The sequence below is a fragment of the Crossiella sp. CA-258035 genome (assembly GCF_030064675.1).
In the GTDB taxonomy this organism is placed as follows: domain Bacteria; phylum Actinomycetota; class Actinomycetes; order Mycobacteriales; family Pseudonocardiaceae; genus Crossiella.
On sequence record NZ_CP116413.1, the window covers coordinates 7262662 to 7284134 of the forward strand.

22 protein-coding genes are annotated in these 21473 nt (G+C 72.3%); 6 read left to right on the forward strand and 16 right to left on the reverse strand.

The window, feature by feature from the left end; translation table 11 throughout:
* Window positions 1-54: 54 nt before the first annotated feature.
* Genes N8J89_RS32605 through N8J89_RS32635 form a run of 7 tightly spaced genes read right to left on the reverse strand, consistent with a single transcriptional unit; the run spans window position 55 to window position 7058 of the window.
* Window positions 55-1230: an aminotransferase class V-fold PLP-dependent enzyme gene (locus N8J89_RS32605; protein ID WP_283660823.1), complete on the reverse strand. Its 1176-nt coding sequence runs from the start codon at window positions 1228-1230 to the stop codon at window positions 55-57.
* Window positions 1227-1886: an ABC transporter ATP-binding protein gene (locus tag N8J89_RS32610; RefSeq protein WP_283660824.1), complete on the reverse strand. Its 660-nt coding sequence runs from the start codon at window positions 1884-1886 to the stop codon at window positions 1227-1229. Before N8J89_RS32610 ends, N8J89_RS32605 begins: the two co-directional genes overlap by 4 nt.
* Entirely contained in the window at window positions 1880-2839 is a 960-nt protein-coding gene (locus tag N8J89_RS32615; protein ID WP_283660825.1) for an ABC transporter ATP-binding protein, read from the reverse strand. Before N8J89_RS32615 ends, N8J89_RS32610 begins: the two co-directional genes overlap by 7 nt.
* Window positions 2836-3744, reverse strand: a complete 909-nt coding sequence (locus tag N8J89_RS32620; protein ID WP_283660826.1) for an ABC transporter permease — start codon at window positions 3742-3744, stop codon at window positions 2836-2838. The genes N8J89_RS32615 and N8J89_RS32620 overlap by 4 nt, the downstream gene beginning before the upstream one ends.
* Window positions 3737-4732: an ABC transporter permease gene (locus tag N8J89_RS32625; protein WP_283660827.1), complete on the reverse strand. Its 996-nt coding sequence runs from the start codon at window positions 4730-4732 to the stop codon at window positions 3737-3739. Before N8J89_RS32625 ends, N8J89_RS32620 begins: the two co-directional genes overlap by 8 nt.
* A complete protein-coding gene (locus tag N8J89_RS32630) occupies window positions 4729-6327 on the reverse strand; it encodes an ABC transporter substrate-binding protein (protein WP_283660828.1) in 1599 nt (532 codons plus the stop codon). The genes N8J89_RS32625 and N8J89_RS32630 overlap by 4 nt, the downstream gene beginning before the upstream one ends.
* Window positions 6328-6371: 44 nt before the next feature.
* Window positions 6372-7058, reverse strand: coding sequence for a DUF2848 domain-containing protein (locus N8J89_RS32635; RefSeq protein ID WP_283660829.1), 687 nt, complete (start codon window positions 7056-7058; stop codon window positions 6372-6374).
* Between the two features lie 50 nt (window positions 7059-7108).
* On the opposite strand from N8J89_RS32635, the gene N8J89_RS32640 reads away from it, so the two are divergent.
* Entirely contained in the window at window positions 7109-8428 is a 1320-nt protein-coding gene (locus N8J89_RS32640; RefSeq protein WP_283660830.1) for an MFS transporter, read from the forward strand.
* Here N8J89_RS32640 and N8J89_RS32645 read toward each other — a convergent pair.
* Entirely contained in the window at window positions 8382-9008 is a 627-nt protein-coding gene (locus N8J89_RS32645) for a GntR family transcriptional regulator (RefSeq protein WP_283660831.1), read from the reverse strand. The genes N8J89_RS32640 and N8J89_RS32645 overlap by 47 nt on opposite strands.
* An 84-nt stretch (window positions 9009-9092) precedes the next feature.
* On the opposite strand from N8J89_RS32645, the gene N8J89_RS32650 reads away from it, so the two are divergent.
* Window positions 9093-9887, forward strand: coding sequence for a carbon-nitrogen hydrolase family protein (locus N8J89_RS32650; protein WP_283660832.1), 795 nt, complete (start codon window positions 9093-9095; stop codon window positions 9885-9887).
* 60 nt (window positions 9888-9947) lie between these two features.
* Here the strand turns inward: N8J89_RS32650 and nadC are convergent, their stop codons facing one another.
* From nadC to nadA, 3 genes are read right to left on the reverse strand one after another with little or no spacing between them, the layout of a single operon-like run.
* Entirely contained in the window at window positions 9948-10802 is an 855-nt protein-coding gene (nadC, locus tag N8J89_RS32655) for a carboxylating nicotinate-nucleotide diphosphorylase (protein WP_283666302.1), read from the reverse strand.
* Between the two features lie 56 nt (window positions 10803-10858).
* Complete coding sequence (locus N8J89_RS32660; RefSeq protein WP_283660833.1) at window positions 10859-12508, reverse strand: L-aspartate oxidase; 1650 nt, start codon at window positions 12506-12508, stop codon at window positions 10859-10861.
* Between the two features lies 1 nt (window position 12509).
* On the reverse strand, window positions 12510-13529 hold the full coding sequence (nadA, locus tag N8J89_RS32665) for a quinolinate synthase NadA (protein ID WP_283660834.1): 1020 nt from the start codon (window positions 13527-13529) through the stop codon (window positions 12510-12512).
* Window positions 13530-13600: 71 nt separating this feature from the next.
* On the opposite strand from nadA, the gene N8J89_RS32670 reads away from it, so the two are divergent.
* Entirely contained in the window at window positions 13601-14326 is a 726-nt protein-coding gene (locus tag N8J89_RS32670; protein WP_349497420.1) for an NUDIX hydrolase, read from the forward strand.
* Between the two features lie 9 nt (window positions 14327-14335).
* Window positions 14336-15010 (forward strand): LON peptidase substrate-binding domain-containing protein, encoded by a 675-nt coding sequence (locus N8J89_RS32675; RefSeq protein ID WP_283660836.1) that lies wholly within the window; start codon window positions 14336-14338, stop codon window positions 15008-15010.
* Window positions 15011-15020: 10 nt separating this feature from the next.
* Here the strand turns inward: N8J89_RS32675 and N8J89_RS32680 are convergent, their stop codons facing one another.
* From N8J89_RS32680 to N8J89_RS32690, 3 genes are all read right to left on the reverse strand, one after another.
* Window positions 15021-15872: an NAD(P)-dependent oxidoreductase gene (locus N8J89_RS32680; RefSeq protein WP_283660837.1), complete on the reverse strand. Its 852-nt coding sequence runs from the start codon at window positions 15870-15872 to the stop codon at window positions 15021-15023.
* Window positions 15873-15919: 47 nt separating this feature from the next.
* Window positions 15920-16351 (reverse strand): CBS domain-containing protein, encoded by a 432-nt coding sequence (locus N8J89_RS32685; RefSeq protein WP_283660838.1) that lies wholly within the window; start codon window positions 16349-16351, stop codon window positions 15920-15922.
* A 107-nt stretch (window positions 16352-16458) separates the two neighbouring features.
* A complete protein-coding gene (locus tag N8J89_RS32690; protein WP_283660839.1) occupies window positions 16459-17439 on the reverse strand; it encodes a GlxA family transcriptional regulator in 981 nt (326 codons plus the stop codon).
* Between the two features lie 95 nt (window positions 17440-17534).
* On the opposite strand from N8J89_RS32690, the gene N8J89_RS32695 reads away from it, so the two are divergent.
* Window positions 17535-18233, forward strand: a complete 699-nt coding sequence (locus N8J89_RS32695; RefSeq protein WP_283660840.1) for a DJ-1/PfpI family protein — start codon at window positions 17535-17537, stop codon at window positions 18231-18233.
* Window positions 18234-18609: 376 nt separating this feature from the next.
* Here N8J89_RS32695 and N8J89_RS32700 read toward each other — a convergent pair whose 3' ends face one another.
* Together N8J89_RS32700 and N8J89_RS32705 are read right to left on the reverse strand one after the other, a co-directional pair.
* The gene (locus N8J89_RS32700; RefSeq protein ID WP_283660841.1) at window positions 18610-19080 is read right to left on the reverse strand and encodes a hypothetical protein; all 471 of its coding nucleotides are present in this window, start codon (window positions 19078-19080) and stop codon (window positions 18610-18612) included.
* A gap of 147 nt (window positions 19081-19227) precedes the next feature.
* Complete coding sequence (locus N8J89_RS32705; protein ID WP_283660842.1) at window positions 19228-20211, reverse strand: helix-turn-helix transcriptional regulator; 984 nt, start codon at window positions 20209-20211, stop codon at window positions 19228-19230.
* Window positions 20212-20625: 414 nt separating this feature from the next.
* On the opposite strand from N8J89_RS32705, the gene N8J89_RS32710 reads away from it, so the two are divergent.
* Window positions 20626-21030 (forward strand): RidA family protein, encoded by a 405-nt coding sequence (locus N8J89_RS32710; protein WP_283660843.1) that lies wholly within the window; start codon window positions 20626-20628, stop codon window positions 21028-21030.
* Window positions 21031-21473: the final 443 nt, after the last annotated feature.

The window sequence follows — 21473 nt, forward strand, 5'->3', positions numbered from 1 at the left end:
CCCGCTCCGCGAACAGGGGCCACCGTCCACTTCGGACGGTGGCCCCTCGGTGCGTCAGGCGGCGATCTCGGCGACCGCGGTCACGAACCGGACCAGCTGTTCCTGGCTGACGAAGTAGTGCGGCGAGGCCCGGACCACCTGGGCGAGCCCGCGCGCGGTCATGTCCAGCAGCGCGCCGGTGGTGCCGCCGACGGACACGGTGATGTCCTTGGCCACCAACGCCTTCTTCACCGCCTCGCCGTCCACGCCCGCGACGGTGAAGGTGGCGATCCCGCCGCGTTCGGTGCCCAGGTCGTGCACGGTGACCCCGGGCAGCGCGGACAGCTCGGCGCGCAGGAAGTCCGCGCGCGCCACCACCGCGGCCTGGATGTCGTCGATGCCCAGCTCCTCGGCGTAGCGCAGCGCGGCGATCAGGCCGAGCCGGTCGGCGATGGAGGACTCCCACAGCTCGTGCACCCGCGCGTCCTGGCGCAGCGTCCACTCCCCGAGCCCGCTCCAGTCCCCCGAGTGTTGGTCCACCAGCGGCGGCCGGAGCCGGGGCGCGGCAACGGGATTGACCACCAGCAGGCCGGTGCCGCGCGGCCCGCGCAGCCATTTGCGGCCGGTGACCGAGATCAGGTCCGCGCCCAGCTCGTCCAGCCGCACCCGCCGCTGGCCCGCGGTCTGGCAGGCGTCCAGCAGCGCGATCGCGCCGACCTGGTGCGCGGCGTCGATGATCTCCTTGGCCGGGTTGACCAGTCCGCCGTTGGTGGGCATGTGCACCACCGAGACCAGCTTGACCCGCTCGTCCAGCATCGCGGTCAGCGCGGGCACCGAGATCGAGCCGTCCTCGGCGCTGGGCACGAGCTCCACGGTGGCGCCGAACTCCTGCGCCCGCTGCATCAGCGCGATCGCGTTGCTGCCGTACTCCACCTGGCTCACCAGGATCCGGTCCCCGGCGGCCAGCGGCACCGCGGACATGCCCAGCAGCCAGGACCGGGTGGCGCTGTCGGTGAAGGCCACATCCGTTGGCGCGCAACCGAAGAAGTCCGCGGCCACCTGGTAACCGGCATCCAGGTCCTCGGCGCGTTCGGCCTCGGCCCGGTAGCCGCCGACCTCCGCTTCCCGCCTGAGGTGGCCGATGACCTCCGCCAGCACGGGCTCCGGCGGCAGCGAGGATCCGGCGCTGTCCAGGAAGACCTGCTCCTGGCAGCCCGGCGTGTCCGCGCGGACCCGGTCGAGATCGATCATTGTTCCTCCCCGTCGTCGCGCCACCGCACGACCCGGTCCGCCCATACCGAGAGCAGCGGTTCGTCGTGGCTGATGGCCAGCACCCCGGTGCCGGTGGAGTTGCCGTGCTCGGCCACCACGCCGACCAGCGCGGCGGTGGTGGAGGCGTCCAGCATCGCGGTCATCTCATCGCAGACCAGGTAGCGCGGTTCCAGCGCGAGCGCCCTGGCCAGGCAGGCCCGTTGCAGCTGCCCGTCGCTGACCTCGTGCGGCCGCCGCCGCAGCAGCTCGCCGGTCAGCCCGACCTGCTCGACCAGCTCGGCCACCCGGTCCTCCACGGCTCGTACCCCGTTGGCCCGCAAGGGTTCGGCCACGACCTCCTGCAAGGTGAACCGGGGGTCCACGCTGAGCCGGGGCTGCTGGAAGACCACCCCGATCGCGGTCCGCTGCGCCCGCGGCGCGGCGTGCCGGAACCCGCGCACCGGCTCGCCGTCCACCCTGACCTCACCTGCCCACGGAGCCATCAGCAGCGTCAGCACCCTGGCCAGCGTGGACTTCCCGCACCCGCTCGGCCCGGCCAGCCCGACCACTTCCCCGCGCGCCACCTGAATGTCCACATTGGACAACACCGGCACCCCGCTGCGGTATCCGGCGACCAGGCCGGTCCCGCTCAGCACGGCTGCCTGCACGCGACGTAGCGGTCCCCGTGCCGCACCAGCGCCGGATCGCCGCCGCAGTCCTCGGCGACCGGGCAGCGCGGCCGGAACGCGCAACCCTCGGGCAGCGCGGTCAGCTCCGGTGGATGTCCTGGAATGGCCCGGAAACCGCCGGTCGGCAGCGCGCCGAGCAGCCCCTCGGTGTAGGGATGCCAAGGCGTGTCGAAGAGCTTCGCCGCCGGGCCGCGCTCCACCAGCCTGCTCGCGTACATCACCGCGAGGTCGGTGGCCACCCGGCTGGCCGCGGCCAGGTCGTGCGTGATCAGCAGCACCGCCCTGCCCTCCCGCGCCAGGTCGGCCAACAGGTCCACGGTCCGCTCCACCAGCGGCCGGTCCAGCCCGGCGGTCGGCTCGTCGGCCAGCACCACCGGCGGGTCCCCGGCCAGTGCCAGCGCCACCGCCACCCGCTGCGCCGTGCCACCGGAGAGCTCGTGCGGATACCGCTTGAGGAACACCGGATCCAGCCCGACCCGCTCGGCCAGCCCCTCCGCGACCAACACCGGATCGCGCTCGTCCGGCCGCAGCACCCGCACCGCCTCCACCAGCTGCGCCCCCGCGGTCCGCACCGGCGTCAGGTGCGCCGCGGCCGACTGCGGCACCAGCCCGACCAGCCGTCCGCGAACCCGTTGCGAGAGCACGCTTTCCGGCGCGCCCAGCAACTCGACCGGCTCGTCCTCCGGCGCGCTCAGCACCGCCTCGCCGCGCAGCCGCGCGTTGGCGGGCAACAGTCCCAGCAGCGCGGCCGCCAGCACCGACTTGCCACACCCACTCTCCCCCACCAGCCCCAGCAGCTCGCCGGGAGCCAGGCTGAAGGAGACGTCGGTGACCGCGTGCACCTCTGGCCGCCCCCGGCCCAGCCGGAACCGCACGGACAGCTCACGCACATCCAGCAAGGACTCGCTCCCGAGGGTCACAGCGCCAGCTCCGATCGCCGCCGCGGCACCAGCCGGTCCCGCCACACCGCCGCCACCCCGGACACCGCCAGGGTGGCCACCACCAGCACCACCGAGGGCAGCGCCACGATCCACCACGCGCCCAGCAACACGGCCTGCCTGCCCTCGGTGAGGATGTTGCCGATGCTGGCCAGGTGCGGCGGCAGCCCGAGGCCGAGGAAGCTCAGCGCGGTCTCGTGCCACACCGCGTGCGGCAGCAACAGCACCGCGGACACCGCCGCCTGCGGCACCACCGCGGGCAGCAGATGCCGCCGCAGCACCCGCCAGCGCGAGGACCCGCCGGAGATCGCCGCGTCCACAAAAGGCCGCTGCCGCAACGACAACACCTCGGCCCGCACGATCCGGGCCACCGTGGTCCAGTGCGTCAGCGCGATCGAGGCCACCACCGCGGTCAGGCTGCCCCGGTACAGCGCGACGATCACGATGCCCAGCAACAGGTGCGGCACCGCGTTCACCGTGTCCACCAGCCGCATCAGCAGCCGGTCGGTCCAGCCGCCGACCAGCCCGGACAGCCCGCCGACCAGCACCCCGAGCACCGTGGACAGCACCGCGCACAACGCGGCCACCAGCAACGAGACCCGCAGCCCCGCGAAGGTCCGCAGCACCAGGTCCCGCCCACCGCCGTCGGTGCCGAAGGGGTGCTCCAGGCTCGGCGCCAGCCGGATCGACCGGTAGTCCACAGAGGACTCGTCCAGTCCGCCCAGCCAGGGCAGCAGGACCGCGCCCAGCACCAGCGCGACCAACGTGCCGATCCCCAGCCACAACCGCAGCCGGGCCCGCCCCGCCGCGCCCTTGCCGCGCGGTGTGCCGGCCCGTTTCCTGGCCGCGGACCGCCAGGTGCGCTCCAGCGACGCTGTCTCAACCATCGGTGGCCACCCTCGGATCCAGCAGCGCCGCGGCCACATCGGCCAGCAGCGAACCCGCCAGCACGGCCGCGGTCGCCAGCAGCGACAGCGCCACCAGCAACGGGAAGTCCACCGCCAGCGCCGACTTCACCACCGCACCGGCCACGCCGGGCCAGGAGAACACTTCCTCCACCAGCACCGCCCCGGTCACCAGCTCCGGCACCCGCGCGCCGAGCAGGGTCACGAACGGCAGCAGCGCGGTGGGCAACGCGTGCCGCAGCACCACCATCGGCTCACCGAGCCCGCGGGCCCGCGCGCCGGTCACGTGGTCCTCGGCCAGCACGGTCAGCAGCGACTGCCGGATGTGCAGGACCAGCCACGGCGACTGCGACACCCCGAGCACCACCGCGGGCAGCACCAGGTGCGTGGCCACCTGCGCAAAACTCGCCGTCTCGCCAGCGTCGGTCAGCCCGCCGCCGGGCAGCCAGCCCAGGCCGAGGGTGAACACCGCCACCGCGACCAGGCCGAGCACGAACGGCGGAATCCCTTCCAGCGCATGGCCGGTCGCGGTGACCGCCCGGTCCAGCCAGCCGCCCTGCCGCCAGGCCGCGAGCACGCCGAGCACCATCGCGATCAGCACCGCGAGCAGCAGGCCGACGGTGACCAGCAGCAGGGTCCAGGGCAGCCGTTCGGCGATCACCTGCGCCACCGGCTGCCGGAACGACCGGCTGTCACCGAGATCCCCGGTCAGCAGCGTGCCGGCCCACCGTCCGAACTGGACGAACACCGAGTCGTCCAGGCCGAGCTCGGTGCGGGCCCGCGCCACGTCCTCGGCGCTGGCGCTGAAGATCTGCACCCCGTAGTACTGGTACACCGGGTCGAACGGGGAGGCGGCGCCCAGCAGGAACACCGCGACCGCCACCACCAGCAGCACCGGGACCGCGAACGCCAAGCGGCGCAAGGCGAGCAGCCCGATGGCCCGGGCCCGGCTGGGCGCGCCGGCGCTCACCCCTGCGGGGTCCAGTCCTGGAGGTTCCACCACGGGCCCCAGGTGAGGCCGTGCGTGTGCGGGTCGACGACCTCCTGGTAGCCGCTCCAGCCGTCGCGCACCACGTAGGTGTGGTCCAGGAAGGCCAGGAACACCATGCCGGGGTCGGCGGCGTAGGCGCGCTGGAACTCCCGGTACTGCGCCACCCGCTGCGCCGGGTCGGCCTCCCGCCGTCCGGCCTCCAGGGCGCGGTCCACCGCCGGGTTCGAGTAACGGCCGGGGTTGTTGAAGCCGTCGCCGCCGAAGCTGGAGTGCAGCAGCGGGTAGGACTTCAGGTCGGGGTCGAACGGGTTGCCGCCGCCGAGCACCAGCGCGTCCTTGCCCATCCGCGGCTCGATCGCCTCCCAGCCAAGGCCCTCCAGCTTCACCTCGATGCCGACCGCCTTGGCGTCGGAGGCGAAGGCCTGCGCGAGGTCCTTGCGCACCGCGTCGCCGACCGGGTACATCAGCGTGAAGCTGGCCGCCAGGTCGCCGCGAGCGCGGATCCCGTTGTCCCGCTTGGCCCAGCCGGTCTGGTCCAGGATGCGCTCGGCCTCGGCCCGGTCGAACCGGAACTGCGCGGCCGGCTCCACGAACTCCGGCAGCGCCTGCGGGATCGGGGTGGAGGCGGGCGCGCCCTTGCCCGCCAGGAAGGCGTTGATCATGCCCTGGCGGTCCACCGCGTGGTTGAGCGCCAGCCGCAGGCCCTTGTCCGCGGTGACCGGGTTGGCCATCGGCATGGTGACCGTGCGGTAGTCCGCGCTGCGGTGGGTGATCTGCCGGTAGCCGTTGCCCTCGAAGGTCTTGGCCAGCGCGGGCGGCAGCGAGGTGCCGTCGAACTCACCGGTCTTCATCCGCTGGGCGCGCGCGTTGTCGTCGGTGGCGAAGACCACGGTGACCTTGCGGACCTTCGGCACCTTCTCGAAGTAGCCGTCGTTGGCCGCCAGCACCATCTTCTCGCCCTTGCGCCACTCCTCCAGCTTGTACGGGCCGGTGCCGACCGGCTTGGCGCCGAAGGGGTTCTTCGCCAGCGGTCCGGGCTGGGCCAGCGCCTCGTTCGGCAGGATGCCCAGCACCAGCTTGTGCGCGAACGGCGTGTACGGGTAGGCGAGGTCGAAGCGCACCGTCTCCGGATCGACCTGGTTGACGCCGGTGAGCATGCCGAAGGAGGACTTCACCGTGGAGGCGTAGGCCGGGTCGAGCAGCGCGCGGTAGGTGGCCACCACGTCCTCGGCGTTGAACGGGCTGGCGTCGTGGAACTTGACCCCGGTGCGCAGCTTCACCGTCCAGGACCTGCCGTCCGGCGCGGGCTTGGGCAGGTCGGCGGCCAACAGCGGGCGCACCGACCGGTCGGCCTGGTGCTCGACCAGTCCGTCGAAGAGCTTGGACACACCCTCCTCGCCGTAGCCGAGCAGCGGGTTGAGGCTCTCCGGCTCGTAGCCGTCGGCGAGGGTCATCGCAGTGCGGTCCGTGCCCGCCTTGCGGTCGGGCGCCGCCGTCGGCGTGGTGCAGGCGGCGGCGACCGCGACCGATGCGATCATGGCGGGCAGCAGGAGGGCAACCTGTCGGCGCTTCACGCCGGAGACCCTAGCTGCCAATCTCTGGCAACAGCACCCCCGGTTCAGCCGACCGGCGCGGGCAGGCGACGAACCGTGTATCCGCAGGAAACCCGCGCCCCGGTGTCCGGGTCGGCCAGTTCGACCCGCCAGGCGGCGGCGAACTGGTCCACTCCCGGCTTCATCGGGATGGTGCCGGAGAGCAGCACGGTGCCCGGCTCGGCCAGCCCGTCCGCCCGCAGCCGCTCCAGCCAGTACCGCGGCGAGAGCAGCTCACCGAGCGTGCCCTGCTGGATGAGCTGCTCCCGGCCGTCCGCGCCGGTGACCCAGCCGGTCAGGGCGATCCGGTCGATCCGGTCCGCCACCGCGTCCAGCCGCCAGGCCTGCCGGGCGAGCACGTCCGGGCCCGCCTGCTTGCTCCAGGCCACGCCGTGCACCTCCAGCGCGCGGTCGGTGTGGTCGCAGGCCGCGGTCAGCAGCACCCCGGCCTCGGTGACCACCAGCGCCCACTCCGCCTCGCCCGAGGTGCGTCCGTGCTGCACCGGCACCTCCTCGGTCTGCATGGCCAGGTAGGGCGCGACCGGGTAGAGGCTGGGCGTGACGCTGGGCGCGGGCACACCCAGCTCGGCCAGCTCGGCCACGTGCGCGGCCACCTCCTCCTGGCTGCGCCCGGCGTACCCCGCGTTGAGCAGCGTGCGCACGGTGACCTGGACGGTCTCGCCATCGGGCAGCTCGAAGCTCAGTCGGGTCATCGGCACTCTCCACTCTTGCGCATACGTCTTGTATACAGCAAGTATGGGGCATGCATAACCAGCGATCCCTGATCCGGGCCTTCACCGCGAGCCTGAGCGACACCGCACTCGAGTGGTACGACTTCGCCATCTACTCCTCCAGTGCCGCCCTGGTCTTCGGCACGCTGTTCTTCCCCAGCCACGACCCCCTGTCCGGCACCCTGCTGGCCTTCTCCACCTACGCCGTCGGCTACCTGTCCCGGCCGCTGGGCGGGTTCGTCTTCGGCCGCCTCGGCGATGTGATCGGCCGGAAGAAGGTGCTGGTCACCACCCTGTTGATCACCGGGGCGTCCACTTTCGTGATCGGCCTGCTGCCCACCCACGAGGACATCGGGGTGACCGCCGCGGTGCTGCTGGTGCTGCTGCGCTTCGCCCAGGGCGTCGGCCTCGGCGGGGAGTGGGGCGGCGCGGTGCTGCTCTCCAGCGAGTTCGGCGACCCGGCCCGCCGCGGCTTCTGGGCCTCGGCCGCCCAGGTCGGCCCGCCGCTGGGCACCCTGCTGGCCAACGGCGTGATCGCGCTGCTCGGCGTGGCGCTGAGCGCCGAGGACTTCCTGGCCTGGGGCTGGCGGGTGGCCTTCCTGCTGTCGGCGGTGCTGGTGATCTTCGGCCTGTGGATCAGGGCCAAGCTGGAGGAGACCCCGGTCTTCCAGGCTATCGCCGAGCACGGCGAGCGCCCCACCGCGCCGGTCACCGAGGTGTTCACCACCCAGCGCCACCAGCTCGCCGCCGCGGTGCTCTGCCGGGTCTGCCCGGACGTGCTCTACGCCCTGTTCGCGGTGTTCGTGCTGACCTATGCCACCCAGGAGCTGGGCGTGCCACGCGGCTGGGCGCTGGCCGCGGTGCTGATCGGCTCGGCCGTGCAGGTCTTCCTGATCCCGCTGGCCGGCGCGCTGTCCGACCGCTGGGGCCGCCGCCGGATGCTGGCCGTGGGCACCCTCGCCGCGATGGCCTGGCCACTGGTGTTCTTCCCGCTGGCCGAAGCCCGCTCGCTGCCGCTACTCGTCCTCGGCGTGCTGGGCGGCCTGGTGATCCACTCCGCCCTGTTCGGCCCGCAGGCGGCCTTCATCGCCGAGCAGTTCACCCCCAGGCTGCGCTACACCGGCAGCTCACTGGCCTACACCCTGGCCGGGGTGATCGGCGGCGCGGTCGCCCCACTGCTGTTCACCTATCTGCTGGCGGAGTTCCACAACTGGCCGGCGCTGGCCGCCTACCTCGCGGTGACCGGCGTGATCTCCCTGATCGGCCTGGCCCTCGGCCGCAACCCCGACCCGGCCGAGCAGCTGCTCACCCCGCCAGCAGCACCTTCAGCGTCGCCTGCAGATGCGTCGTGATGGCCAGCGAGGCGGCCAGCCCGTCCCCCTCGGCGAGGGAGTTGAGGATCAGCTCGTGCTCGGCCAGCACCGCCTCCCGCCGCCCGGCCGCCCGGCCCAGCGCGGCCACCCCGACGGTGACCTGCCTGGCCCGCAACCCGTCGTAGACCCGCACCAGCAGCTGGTTGCCGGTGGCCGAGACCAGCGCGGCGTGGAAGCGCCGGTCCCACTCGATGAAACCGCGGGAGTCCTCGCTGGTGAGCAGTCCGCGCTGGGCCTCGAGCGCCTCGGCCATCCCGTTCAGCGCGCTCCGGTCCCCGGCCAGCACGCGTTCGGCGGCATGCCGTTCCAGGAGCTCGCGGAGCTCCATCAGCTCCTTGATCTCCCGCATGGTCATCGCGGGGATGTAGGCGCCCTTCTTCGGCACCAGGCGCAGCAGGTCCTCGGCGGCGAGCATGAGCAGTGCCTCGCGGATGGGCGTGCGCGACACACCGATACGGTCAGCGAGCTCCTGCTCGTTGATGAACTGTCCCTGCATGGCCGGATCACCCAGGACCGTGTCCTTCAGGAACTCGTAGGCGCGGTCACGGCCACTGGCCATCAGACACCCCCTTGCATACTGGAAGTATACAAGTAGGTCACACTGTGTGGGCCAGCTTGCCGAGGAGTTCAAGGAGGACCCAGAGTGCGAATCGGCCTGTGTCAGATCGTGTCGGGCGCCCACCCCGCCCAGAACCTGGAACTGGTTCGGGAGGGCATCAGCCTGGCCGCGGACCAGGGCGCCGAGCTGGTGGTCTTCCCCGAGGCCACGATGGCCTGCTTCGGCGGCCCGAAGCTGACCGACATCGCCGAGCCGGTGGACGGCCCCTGGGGCACCGCGGTCGGCAGGCTGGCCAAGGAGGCCGGGGTGCTGGTGGTCGCGGGCATGTTCACCCCCGCGCCGGACGGCCGGGTGTACAACACGCTGCTGGTCACCGGCGGCGACGACCCGGTGGGCTACCACAAGATCCACCTGTTCGACGCCTTCGGCTTCACCGAGTCCAAGACGGTCGCGCCGGGCGACGACCTGGTGGCGATCGAGATCGGCGGCGTCACCGTCGGCATGACCACCTGCTACGACCTCCGCTTCCCCGAGCTCTACCGCGCCCTGGCCGACAACGGCGCCAGCGTCATCATCACCGCCGCCTCCTGGGGCGCCGGCGAGGGCAAGCGCGAGCAGTGGGAGCTGCTGACCAGGGCCCGCGCCCTGGACTCCACCACCTGGGTGGTCGCCTGCGGCCAGGCCGACCCGGCCAGCGCGGGCATCGAGCCCAGCGGGAACGCCCCCACCGGCGTCGGCTACAGCGCGGTGGTGGACCCCTTCGGCCGGGTGCAGGCCGCGCTGGGCGCGGAACCGGAGGTGCTGGTGGTCAGCATCGACCCGTTCGTCACCGAGCAGGCCCGCGAGGCCATCCCCGTGCTGGAGAACCGCAGGCTCTGAAGCCGCGACCGGACGAAGCGAAGGGGCGTCCTCCCCCGGAAGACGCCCCGCCAACTCCGCTCAGCGCAGGTCAAGCCCCAGGTCCAGCGCGGGCGAGGAGTGCGTCAGCCCGCCCACCGCCAGGTAGTCCACCCCGGTCTCGGCGTACTGCCTGGCCACGTCCAGCGTCAGCCCGCCGGAGGCCTCCAGCTTCGTCGCGGTCCCGGCCGCCCTGCGCACCGCCTCGGCGCACTGCTCAGGCGTGAAGTTGTCCAGCAGCACCAGCGAGGCCTCCTCGCCGAGCACCAGGTCCAGCTCCTCCAGCGAGGTCACCTCCACCTCGCAGGGCAGGTGCGGCGCGTGCTGGCGGGCCAGCTTCAGCGCCTCCACCACCCCACCGGCGGCGACCACGTGGTTGTCCTTGATCAGCACCGCGTCGCCGAGGCCCAGCCGGTGGTTCTCCCCGCCGCCGCAGCGCACCGCGTACTTCTGCAGCAGCCGCAGGCCGGGCAGGGTCTTGCGGCTGTCCCGCACCACGCACCCGGTGCCGTTGACCGCGTCCACCCAGGCCGCGGTCGCGGTGGCCACCCCGGAGAGGTGGCAGACCAGGTTCAGCGCGGTCCGCTCGGCGGTGAGCAGCCCGCGCACCGGGCCGCGCAGCCGCAGCGCGCTCTCCCCCGGCGACAGCTTCTCCCCGTCCTTGCGCAGCTCCAGGACCTCGTAGTTCTCCGCGCCGATCACCGTGTCGAACACCGCCAGCGCGACCACCCCGCCGGCCAGCACCCCGCCCTTGCGCGGGTTCAGGTCGGCCTCGGCGACCGCCTCCCGTGGCACGGTCGCGTCCGTGGTCGCGTCCGGGCCGTACCGTAGGTCCTCGCCCAGGGCCAGGCTGATCACCCGCTGCACGTCGTCGACGTCCAGCCCGGCCCGGCCCAGCTTGGCCGAGACCCGGTGTGAACAGCTGCGCCAGTACTCGACCCCGCCAACGGCTCTCACGCCGCACCTCCCATCGCGGTCCACCGCATCAGCTCCGGCCTGCCGTCGGCACCGAGCCGGACGGCGATGCTGCGCCGCCAGCCCAGGTCGTCGGTGGCCGGACAATCCTCGCGGACGTGGCAGCCCCGCGTCTCGGTCCGCGCCGCGGCGCTGTCCAGCAGCACCGCCGCGGCCAGGGTGAGCGCCGCGTCCTCGACCTCCGCCCGGCTGCGCAGCGGCGCCTCCGCGCTCGCCGCGCCGATCGTCCCGGCCGCCTCGGCCAGGCCCAGCGCGCTGCGGCCCACCCCGGCGTGCCTGCTCATGGTCAGCTGCAAGGTGTCCCGGTCGGCGATCCTGGCCACCGGCACGGCGATCCGCACCGGCGCCCGGTGCCCGTCGGCCAGTCCGGTGCCCAGGTCCAGCGCGACCGCCTCGGCCACCCGCTCGCCGCCGACCAGGCCCTCCAGCAGGCTGTTGGAGGCCAGCCGGTTGGCGCCGTGCAGGCCGGTGCGCGCGACCTCGCCGACCACGTACAGCCCGGTGACCGCGGTGCGCCCGTCCACGGTGGACATGACCCCTCCGCAGGCGTAGTGGCAGGCGGGCGCGACCGGGATCGGGTCGACCGCCGGGTCGATCCCGGCCGCCACGCAGGCCGCGTGCACGCTCGGGAACCGCTGGGCGAACGGCACGCCGAGGGTGTCCGGCCCAAGCCCGGTGGCATCCAGGTACACGTTGTGCACACCGGTGGCGTTCATCCGCCGGGTGATCGCCGCGGCCACCACGTCCCTGGGCGCGAGGTCGGCCAGCGGGTGCACCCCGGCCATCACCCGCGCGCCGTCGCCGTCGACGAGCACCGCGCCCTCGCCGCGCACCGCCTCGGTGACCAGCGGCCGGCGACCGCGCGCGCCGGAACCGGTGTAGAGCACGGTGGGATGGAACTGGGTGAACTCCAGGTCGGCCGCGGTGGCCCCGGCGCGCAGCGCGAGCGCGAGCCCGTCCGCGGTGGCCACCTCGGGGTTGCTGGTGGCGGCGTAGAGCTGGCCGAGGCCGCCGGTGGCCAGCAGCACGGCGGGCGCCGCCAGCACACCGAGGTTCCCGGTCTCGTCCAGCACCAGCAGTCCGCTGACCGCGCTGCCCGGCCGCGGGCCGACCTGCACCGGCTCGGCGCGCAGCACGTCCACCGCGGTGTGCCGCTCCAGGATGGTCAGCCTGCCGTCGGCGGCACTGGCCAGCAACGCGCGCTCGACCTCCGCGCCGGTGGCGTCCCCGCCGGCGTGCACCACCCGGTACGCGGAGTGCCCGCCCTCCCTGGTGCGCGCCAGCCTGCCGTCGGCCTTGGCGTCGAAGACCGCGCCGCGGCGGCGCAGCCTGCCCACCGCGGCCGGTCCACCGGCGAGGATGGCCCGCGCGGCGACCTCGTCGCACAGCCCGGCGCCCGCGGTGAGGGTGTCCGCCAGGTGCTTGCCGACGCTGTCACCGGGCTCGTGCTCGCCGTCCAGCACCACGGCGATCCCGCCCTGTGCCCACCTGGTGTTGCCCTCCTCGGCGGCCGCCTTGGTGACCACCAGCACCCGCAGGCCCAGCTCGGTGGCCCGCAGCGCCGCGGTCAGCCCGGCGACACCGGTGCCGACCACGACCAGGTCGGCGCGAGCCTCCCAGCGCGGCACCTCACTCGCCCCCGCCCGGCTGGCCGATCTCGATCATCCGCCGCACCGAGGCGCGGCCGCGGGCGGCCACCTCGGGGTCGACGTGCACCTCGTCCTTGCCCTCGCGCAGCGCGCGCAGCAGCGCCGCCGGGGTGATCATCTTCATGTACCGGCAGGAGGCCCGGTCGTTCACCGCGCGGAAGTCGATCTCCGGCGCGGCCCGGCGCAGCTGGTGGATCATGCCGATCTCGGTGGCCACCAGCACGGTGTCCGCCTTGGTCTGCCTGGCGGCCTTGACCATGTCGCCGGTGGAGAGGATGTGCACCCGCTCGGCGGGCACGGTGCCCTCGCCTGCCAGGTAGAGCGCGGAGGTGGCGCAGCCGCACTCGGGGTGGATGAACAGGTCCGCCTCCGGGTTGGCCGCGGCCTTGGCGGCCAGCTCGGGACCGTTGATCCCGGCGTGCACGTGGCACTCGCCTGCCCAGATGTGCAGGTTGTCCCGCCCGGTCTCGCGCTTGACGTGCGCGCCGAGGAACTGGTCAGGGCAGAACAGCACCTCGCGGTCCTCGGGGATCGAGCGGACCACGTCCACCGCGTTGGAGGAGGTGCAGCAGATGTCGGTCTCGGCCTTCACCTCGGCGGTGGTGTTCACGTAGGAGACCACCACCGCGCCGGGGTGCTCGGCCTTCCAGGCCCGCAGCTGCTCGGCGTTGATCGAGTCGGCCAGCGAGCAGCCCGCCCGCGCGTCCGGGATCAGCACGGTCTTCTCCGGGCTGAGGATCTTGGCCGTCTCGGCCATGAAGTGCACACCGCAGAACACGATGGTCGAGGCATCGCTCTCGGCCGCGATGCGGCTCAGCGCCAGCGAGTCACCGGTGTGGTGCGCGATGTCCTGGATCTCCGGGAGCTGGTAGTTGTGCGCCAGCAGCACCGCGTCGCGCTCCTCGGCCAGCCTGCGTACCTCAGCGGCCCACTCCGCGTTCGGCTCGACGCCGCCGTAGGGAGTCAGGTCGGTCCGCTCCAACCACGCAGTAGCGGCCATGTCGTCCTCCTTGCTCCACCCGAGCGTGCCGAGTGGCCGTCAACCGGGTTTTCGCCTTAGAATCGAAAACTATGGGTGATGGTATCAGCCAAAAGGGTCATGCGGCACATGAGGTTCTGGCCGCGGTGCTCCAAGTGCGAGCTGGATCACTCCAGGCGCTGCTGTGGCAACGGGCCCGCGAACCGCACGCCGGACGGTGGTCACTGCCCGGCGGCAGGCTCGGGACCAGCGAGGACGTCGAGACCTCCGTGCGCAGGCAACTGGGCGAGAAGGTCGATGTGCGCGAAGTGCCGCACGTCGAGCAGCTCGCGGTGTTCTCACTCCCTGAGAGGGTGCCCGGCGAACGGGTGGTCGCCACGGCCTTCCTCGGCCTGGTCCCCTACGACGTCGACCCGGCCATCCCGTCCGACACCGCCTGGCATCCGGTGGACGCCCTGCCGCCCACCGCCTTCGACCACGAGGCCATCGTCCAGCGCGCCCGCAACCGGCTGCGCGCCAAGCTGTCCTACACCAACATCGGCTTCGCGCTGGCGCCGCCGGAGTTCACCGTCTCGGCCCTGCGCTCGCTGTACTCGGCGGCACTGGGCTACCGGGTGTCCGCGACCAACCTGCAACGCGTGCTCTCCCGCCGGGGCCTGCTGGAACCCACCGGCCACACCGCCCCGCCGGGCCCCTCCGGCGGGCGTCCGGCGGCGCTGTTCCGGTTCCCCGGCAAGGGCTTGGAGGTGACCGACCCGTTCGCCGTGCTGCGGCCGCCTGCCGGAAATCGGCCAGCGGGCACGGGCCGCTCGTCGTAACGTGAACGGGTGACCGACACACTGCCGCTGTTCCCGTTGGGCACGGTGCTGCTGCCGGGCGCCTCGCTGCCGCTGCACATCTTCGAACCGCGCTACCGGCAGCTGATGGTGGACCTGGTGACCGGCGCCGTGCCCGGTCGCAGCTTCGGCGTGGTCGCGGTCAAGCAGGGCTGGGAGGTCGGCGAGGACAACCTGGAGGCCTGGCACGAGATCGGCTGCACCGCGCTGCTGCGCGAGGTCCGCAGGCTCGACGACGGCCGGTTCGACGTGGTCGTGCGCGGTCAGCGCCGCTTCCGGCTGCTGGCGGTGGACGGGGGCAGCGCGCCGTACCTGCTCGGCCAGGTGGAGTGGATGCCCGACGCCGAGCCCGCCCTCGGCCCCAAGCCCACGGTGCTGGCCGACGCCGCCCGCGCCGCGCACCGCCGCTACTGCACCACGGCCTGGCGGCAGGAGGACTGGAAGGAACCCAGCGGCTCGGCCGATTTCGCCTCCCTGTCCCACGAACTGGCCGCCGACTGCATGCTGCCCCTTGAGGACCAGCAACGGCTGCTGGAGGAGACCTGCCCGATCCGGCGGCTGCGGCTGGTCCGCCGGATGCTGACCAGGGAGGCGGAGATCCTGCGCACCCTGCGCGCGGTCCCGGTGCCGCTGACCGAGTTCGCGCAGAAGCACAGCGAGAACTAGATCGCCCGCGTCAGTCCCGCTGGCGCAGGTGCGTCACCACGGCGCTGAAGTCCCGCTCCCCGAGCCCGGCCTGCTCCGCCGCGCCCAGCTCCCGCCGAGCCGCCGCGATGACCCCTTCCGCCGCCGCCCCGGCCTCCAGCGCGAGCCGCAGGTCCTTGGCGGCCAGGCTGAGCGAGAAGGTGATCGGCTGACCGTCGTCCGCGGTCTGCTCCCGCATCCGCCGCGCCATGCCGCCGACCGCGGACCCGGCCAGCGCGTCCCAGGCGGTGCCCGCGTCCACGCCCATCCCGTCGGCCAGCGCCATCGCCTCGCCGATCAGCACCGGCACCGTCGCGGTGATCGCGTTGACCACCAGCTTCAGCGAGGCCCCCGCGCCGGTCTCGCCGACCCGCACCGGGTTGCCGAGCACCGAGAGCACCTCCCGGACCGCGGCGAACTCGGCCTCGGTCCCGCCGACGTAGATGTCCAGCGTGCCGCCCTCGGCCTGCGGCAGCGTGCCCTTGACCGGCGCGTCGACCAGCGTGGTCCCCTCGGGCATCTTGGCCCGCAGGTTCCGGACCGCCTCGGGCCCGCTGGTGGACATCTCCACCACGGTCGCCCCCGCGGCCAGCTTCGCCGCGCCCGCGCCGGTGCCGAAGATGACCTCGTCCACCGCGTCGCCGTCGGCCAGCATGGTGATGACGAACTGCGCGCCGTCCACCGCGCCCGCCGGGTCCGCCGCGACCCTGGCGCCCTGCCACGCGAGCGGCTCGGCCTTGGCCGCGGTCCGGTTCCACACGGTGAGGTCGTGCCCGGCGGTCAGCAGCCTGCCCGCCATCAGCACACCCATGCGCCCGAGCCCGAGAAATGCGATACGTGCCATGACAGCGCACGCTAGGACCAGCCCCGCGCGCCCGCCACCGCGAAATGTCAGCCCTGGGCGATGTACGCCTGAAGGTGCTCGTGGTCCTCTTCCAGCTGGCTGATCCGGGACTTGACCACGTCACCAATGGACACGATCCCGGCCAGCCGCCCGTCGACGAGCACCGGCACATGCCGGATCCGCCGCTCGGTCATCAGCACGGTGAGGTTGTCCACGGTGTCCTCCGGCGTGCAGGTCACCACGGCGGCGGTCATGATCTCCGCGACCGTGCCGCTGAGCAGCTCGGCCCCGCGTTCCCGCAACTGCCGGACCACGTCCCGCTCGGACACGATGCCCACCACGGTCCCGTCCGGTCCGATCACGACCAGCGCGCCCACGTTGTGCTCGGCGAGCGCGCCGAGCAGTTGGGTGACCGTTGTGCCAGGTTCGACCGTGGCAACAGTGGAACCCTTGGTGCGCAGGACATCCGCGATCCGCATGGCAACACCCTTCGATCGACACCGGCCGACCCGCTTCAGGCTAACGGGGGACAGCCGAACGCGCAGCGCCCCCAACGGTGGTTCTTCCGGTTCGCCCGCGCCCGAGGTCAGCCCGCCGCGGACCGCCTGCGCTGGACCAGCCGGTAACTGGACGGTGAGGTCTGGAAGTGGTCCAGGAAGGCCTGCCGCAGGGTCTCGGTGGAGCTGAACCCGCAGCGGAGGGCGATCGCGGCCAGCGGCAGCCGGGTCGACTCCAGCAGCCGCGCGGCAGCCCTGGTCCGGGCGGCGCGCACGTACCGGCTCGGCGTGCTGCCCACCTGCTCCTCGAACAGCCGGGCCAGGTGCCGGGTGCTCAGCCCAGCCCGCCGGGCCAGTGTGCTCGCGCGCAGGTCGGCGGCCGGATCGCTCTCGATCAGCCGCACCAGGTCCCGCACCACCCCGCGCTCCGGCGGCGGCGCCGCGACGTACATGCTCACCTGCGCCTGGTTGCCCGGCCGTTGCAGGTAGGTGACCAGGTGCCGGGCCACCGTCCGCGCCACCTGCGCGCCGTGGTCTTCTTCCAGCAGCGCCAGCGCCAGGTCGAGCCCGCTGGTCACGCCCGCCGAGGTGTACAGCGGCCCGTCCTTGATGAACAGCGGTGAGGGGTCCACGGTCACCGAGGGAAAGTCCTTGGCCATCCGGTCGGCGTAGAACCAGTGCGTGGTCGCCCGCCGCCCGTCCAGCAACCCGGCGGCGGCCAGCAGCGTCGACCCGACACACACCGAGGCCACCCGCCGGCTCAGCCCCGCCACCCGCCGAACCTGGTCGACGAACCGCTGGTCAAGCGCCTGTTCGCGGTAGGTCCAGCCGCCAACCACGATCATCGTGTCCACCGGCCCGGCCACCCGCTCCAGCCGTACCTGCGCCGCCAGTGTCAACCCGGAAGCACACCGGACCGCGCGCCCTCCCATGCTGGCCAGCCGGATCTCATACCCCGGGTCCAGGCCCATCCGGTTGGCCGCGTCCAGCACATCGCTGGGACAGGCGATGTCGAGCAGCTCAGCCTCGTCATACCCGATGATCACCACCCGCCGAGCCGCACCAGCCATGCGGCAAACCTAGCTCCCCATGTCCGTCAGACAAGGACCCCAAGTTTTCGGACATCCCCCGCGCACCCCCATGATCATCCAGCCAGGCTGGCCCCATGACCGCAGACGTGCGCACCATCGCCTTCGTCCTCTACCCCGGCCTGACCCCACTCGACCTCATCGGCCCCCTGCAAGTGCTCGCCGCCCTCCCCCAACTGGGCCTGCCCTACCGCGCCGTCACCGTCGCCGGCACCAAGAACCCCCTCCCCACCGACCTCCCCCTGCACCTGTCCGCCAGCCACACCTACCCCGAGATCCCCAACCCGTTCGCGGTCCTGGTCCCCGGCGGCGGCGCCCCAACCTTCCGCGCCATGACTGACGAGCCGCTGCTCAACTACCTCCGCACCACCAGCTCCCAGGCTGAACTGATGCTCTCGGTCTGCACCGGCTCCCTGCTGCTGGGCGCCGCCGGCCTGCTGACGGGCCGCAAAGCCACCACCCACTGGGCCGCACGCCACGTGCTCCCCCGCTTCGGCGCCACCCCCGTGGCCGACCGCTGGGTCACCGACGGCAAGTTCACCACCGCCGCCGGCGTAGCCGCCGGCATCGACGCGGCCCTGCACGTCGTGCAACAACTCACTGGCCCAGAAGTCGCCCGCGCCGTCCAGAACGGCATCGAGTACGACCCCCAGCCCCCACTCGGCCCCATCGACTGGTCCACAGTGGACATGGACTCCGGCAGAGCCTGGATCAAGTCCATGGTCGACGAGGCATTCCCGGACAACCCAGACCTCCGCGCCACCCTGCTCGGCTGAGAGCTCGACCGAGAAGAAGTCCCTTGCGGAGAGCGCAGGCGATCCGGGATGATCCGCCCATGCAGCTGAAGCGAAAAGGCGGTCACCGCCCAGGCCGTTGACCGGCCCCCGTGGGCCCCGGTCACCCCGCCGGAGAAGTCCCCACGGTTCCAGCGCTCTCCGCCATCGGTCCCGCCACACGCACGACCCCAACGGACGCAGCGCCAACGCCATCCCGCACGACCGCGACGTGGCTCCTGGCCACGTTCACGCTCGCGCCGGCAACGTCGCCTCCAGGCGTCGCCCCACCAGCAGTCGCGACAACGATCCTGGCCACAGCCCCACTCACGATCGTGGCCTCGCTCGCAGCCGCGACAACCCCAGCCATCCCGACCGGTCACGCAACCCCGGTGACGCCCGCAGCCATGGCACCGTTGGCTGCCTCAGCGTCGCCGGCAAAACCGGAACCGCCTGCCGCTCCGGGATTGCTTGCCACCCCGAGATTGCCTGTCACCCCGGGACTGCTTGCCGCTCCGGGATTGCCGGTCGTGCGCGGGTTGCCTGCCACGCCAGCCTCGCCGATGGTCCTGGCATCACACGCGGTCCTGGCATCGCTGATGGTTCCGGCGTCGCCGGTGGTCCTGGCATTGCTAGTAGTCCCGGCGTCGCCGATGGTCCCAGCATCGCTGGCGGTCCTGACATCGCTGGTGGTCCTGACATCGCTGGTAGTCCCGGCGTCGCTGGTAGTCCCGGCGTGGCACGCGGTGCTGGCATCGCCTCCGACCTTCGCGTCGCAAGGGGTCCTGGCAACGCTCGCGGTCGCGACATCCGTCACAGTCCCGGCACACCCGGCGATCGAACTGTCCACTGTGGACCAATGTCTTCTCCCGTCCGGCGTTCGTGTCCCACGCGACCGTCTCCGCGGACCCAAACCACCCGGTCACACCCAATGCACAGAAAGGAGCCCGACCACCTTGCCGCACAATGGCTGGGACACAGCCGCCGCACGTTGAGATCACCCGAGGTACGTCGCCGCCAGCGCACGCACGGACTCCGTCACCAGGGCCCGTAGTTCCTGCGGCGCAAGGACTTCCACTTCGGCACCAAGCTTGAGCAGGTCGTCGTGCGCCACGGCGGCCTGCTCCACCGGCATTTCCGCCCGCACCCAGCCGCGCTCGTCAGGCGGTCCCGCGGTACGCACGACCGCCTCAGCCACTACGTCGCCGTACAGGTGCGCCAACCGCGACACCGCCTTGGGCGACAGCCGAACCACCGCCGTGCCCACCAGCATGTCGCGCTCGTACCGCCGTGCCCACTCCGCCCAGTACCGAGCCAGGTCAAAGGTTTCCGGCCGCTCGAACCGCTCCGGCAACACCACCAGCTCCAGCACCTGCGCGACCCGGTAGGTGCGCACCTGCCCAGGCCGGTCCACCGCCTGCGCCACGAGGTACCAGAGCCCCGACTTCAACACCAGGCCAAGCGGCTCCAGCTCCCGATCCACCTCCTGCGGTTCCCGCCAGCGCCGGTACCGCACCGCGATCCGCCGACCGTCCCAGACCGCCCCGGCGATCGCACCGAGCCACGGCGTCCGATCGGCCGGCCGGAACCACCCGGGCGCATCCAGGTGGAATCGCTCCCGCAGTGCCTCGGCCCGCGTCCGCAACTCCGCGGGCAGGGACGCCAGCAGCTTCAACTCCGCCGCGGCCAGCACTCCACCGAGTCCCAGTTCCGCCGCGGGCCCAGGCATCCCGGTCAGGAACAGCGACTCCGCCTCATCCACGGTCAACCCGGTCAGCCGAGTCCGGTACCCGTCCAGCAGCTGATACCCGCCGGACCGCCCGGCATCGCCGTACACCGGCACACCGGCCGCGGACAACGCCTCCATGTCCCGGTACACCGTCCGCACCGAGACCTCCAGCTCGGCGGCCAGCTCACTCGCCGACATCCGCCCCCGGGTCTGGAGCAGCAACAGAGTGGACAACAACCGGCTGGCACGCATGGCCGGAACCTACCTCGCGCCCCGGACACCGGCCGCGCAAGCGAGCCCACTGCCGCACCACGAGCCGGACGCCATCGCGACCTAACCGCCATCGCGGCGTCGCGGCGTCGCGGCGTCGCGGCGTCGCGGCGTCGCGAGAAGAGGTACTGCCCCTGCCTCAAGGCCGAACCAGGACCACGGCAACTCACGCAAGGCGCTTCCTGTCGAACCAACTACACCAAGCGACACCTCCTTCCGAATAGTCACTTCTCGATGCGGCACTGGGTTCCAGGCGCGCAGCAGCCTCACTGCGCCCGGGGCAGCGGCCGCCCGCTCACAGTCGCGGCCAGTCACCAAGAGGTATGCCGATCACGCATGCCACCCCTGCGCAACCTTCGCTGGTGGCATGCCTGGTACGCGCCTAGCGTCACCGCCATGCGGACCACGTTCGACAACCCGGCCGGTGCACCCGGCCCCTTCGCCAACTACTCCCAGGTCGCCCGGGTCGACCTGGGGAGCGGCGCGTTGCTGGTGCTGTCCGGTCAGATCGCGGTGACCGAGGACGGGCAGCCCCTGCCGATCCAGGACATGCGGGTTCAGGCGGAGAACGTCTTCGCCACCATCACCGCTCTGCTGGCCGCGCATGGCGCGACCCTGGCCGACATCGTCAACATCCGCTCGTACCTGACGGACATGGACGACCTGCCTGCCTATGGCGCGGTACGTCGCCAGCTGTTCCCAGCCGACCCGCCCACAAGCACGACCGTGCAGGTGTCCCGGCTGTTCCGGCCGGAGGCGCTACTGGAGGTGGACGTCATCGCTACCGTGCTGAGTACCTGAGCTGGCTTGCCCGTCGAGCACTCCGGTCTGCCGCACGAATCCGGCTCGCGGGGCAGGCGCGAGCCGAAGGGGCGGTTGACCGTTGGCAGGTAGCCGCTGCCACTGCCCCCGCCGTGCACCAGGGCCTGGATGTCCAGCGCCGCCAACGATTCACCTCCTCTACGGCGGCGTTGGACAGGTCGGGCCAGGATGGGACGATGCAGTCCGGCGAGCTGAGCGACACGCGTCGACAGTTCGGTCAGCGTCAGGATCCACGGTGTCGAATGTCCGTCCACTGTGGACTAGATCTCGTGTTTTCCTCCAGGTAAAGGGGTTTCCGCTGTTCGGGTGGCCACAGGTGCACCTGCATGGCGTGGTTGGTGCTCAGCGCACCGGGATATGGGGTCGCGGACAGCGCCCGGAATACGACGACACGGCGTCGGGAAAGCTGTATATGCTCGGGA